Origin of the sequence: Paenibacillus sp. P46E (genome assembly GCF_001909095.1) — a bacterium.
In the GTDB taxonomy this organism is placed as follows: domain Bacteria; phylum Bacillota; class Bacilli; order Paenibacillales; family Paenibacillaceae; genus Paenibacillus_AQ; species Paenibacillus_AQ helianthi.
The window spans coordinates 1-718 of sequence record NZ_LVYZ01000017.1 but is presented as its reverse complement, the minus strand read 5'-3'; the positions used below and the strand labels follow the sequence as shown (position 1 = coordinate 718).

The 718-nt window shown below is 49.6% G+C and carries 2 tRNA genes and 2 rRNA genes; all 4 read right to left on the bottom strand.

The annotated features are described in order from the left end of the window. Positions 1–174, bottom strand: a 23S ribosomal RNA gene (locus A3849_RS04350); the annotation flags it as partial. Positions 175–330: 156 nt separating this feature from the next. Continuing rightward, positions 331–406: transfer RNA gene (locus tag A3849_RS04345), tRNA-Ala, on the bottom strand. A 21-nt stretch (positions 407–427) separates the two neighbouring features. Continuing rightward, positions 428–504, bottom strand: a tRNA-Ile gene (locus A3849_RS04340). A 46-nt stretch (positions 505–550) separates the two neighbouring features. Then, positions 551–667, bottom strand: a 5S ribosomal RNA gene (rrf, locus tag A3849_RS04335). Positions 668–718: the final 51 nt, after the last annotated feature.

Below are 718 nucleotides of genomic sequence, written 5' to 3'. Positions count from 1 at the left end.
TACCCTATGTATTCAGGTATGAGTAACTGCGAATTACCACAGCTGGGTTTCCCCATTCGGACACCCCCGGATCAAAGCTTGCTTACAGCTCCCCGAGGCAGTTTCGTTGTTCGCCACGTCCTTCGTCGGCTCCTGGCGCCTAGGCATCCTCCGTGTGCTCTTATTAGCTTAACCATTGCGTTTTCCCAAAAGGGAAATCGCTAGCATCGCTATAATATAAACTTGTTTACACAAGTTCAGCTTAAAGGAATGTTCTAAAACGCATTTTCGTTTCGGTATCCAGTTTTCAAGGATCAAGGCACTGCATATACTATTGCATGTAAAACATTTTGGTGGAGCCAAGCGGGATCGAACCGCTGACCTCCTGCTTGCAAGGCAGGCGCTCTCCCAGCTGAGCTATGGCCCCATAAAGGGATATCATGTTATATGGTGGGCCTTGGTGGACTCGAACCACCGACCTCACCCTTATCAGAGGTGCGCTCTAACCAACTGAGCTAAAAGCCCATATAACAGATATAACATTTTGAATCAACCAAAGGATTGGTTGTCCGCTTGGCAGCGTCCTACTCTCCCAGGACCCTTCGGTCCAAGTACCATCGGCGCTGGAGGACTTAACGGTCGTGTTCGGGATGGGTACGTGTGGAACCCCTCCGCTATCGCCACCAAACGCATACGAAAGAGACTTGCTCTTTCAAAACTGAACACGAGTGAGTGTTCG